The sequence below is a fragment of the Prevotella sp. OH937_COT-195 genome, assembly GCF_003932845.1.
In the GTDB taxonomy this organism is placed as follows: Bacteria; Bacteroidota; Bacteroidia; order Bacteroidales; family Bacteroidaceae; genus Prevotella.
Map to the genome: position 1 here is coordinate 1 of NZ_RQZH01000093.1, position 822 is coordinate 822.

Annotated in this window: 1 protein-coding gene; it reads left to right on the top strand. The window is 29.4% G+C overall.

The genetic code is table 11. The annotated features are described in order from the left end of the window. Positions 1–429 precede the first annotated feature (429 nt). Positions 430–822, top strand: a 393-nt coding sequence (locus tag EII32_RS11375; RefSeq protein ID WP_199741432.1) for a squalene/phytoene synthase family protein, incomplete at its 3' end; no start/stop codon positions are given.

Here is an 822-nt window from a genome sequence, read left to right on the forward strand (position 1 = left end):
GGAGTAAACACTTTGCACTTGGCTCTCAAGTAACTAAAAAGTCTACGCTTACGTTTGTATTTTTATGGCTATTTGGTTCACTTACAACAGTTTTAGCGATAATTTTTTCAATTAATTTAGGCTCGTTATATATATTATTAGCTATTACTCTATATTTTATATATGCGATACAATTTCATATATTCATCCGAAGAACAGGAAATTTTAATATCGTTGCGAGTTTATGTCATCCACTGCTCTTCATATGCTTTGTCGTGATATTTTTTAAATCATGGTTAGATATCAATGTATTCAAACGTATATATTGGAAAGGCCGTAGAATAGATTTATAGGTTAGTTTTTTATATAAATGTCAAGAAGTTCTAGGCTTACTGAGGAGGCCAATAAATGAATCAATTAGAGAGAGATTATAACTACTGTCACAATATAATGAAAGAACATTCAAAAACGTTCTCATATGCCTTTGATTTTTTGGATTTAAAAAGGAAAAAAGCAATTTGGGCTATTTATGCAGTTTGCAGAATTATAGATGACAGTATTGATAAATACAAAGATCTTGAGCAATTAAACGGCATAGCTAGAGATTTAGATGTGATTTATAGCGATTATGATTATATTCAAGCGTATCAAAGTGATGCAGCTATTATGAATGCTTTAAGTAATACATTGAATACATATTCAATACCTAAAAAACCTTTTGAATCTTTAATTCAATATGTGAAGAAAGATTTAGTTTTAAAAGAAATGAAAACTGATTCAGATTTATATGAGTATTGCTGTGGTGTGGCAGGTACTGTCGGTGAATTGTTAACTCCTATATTA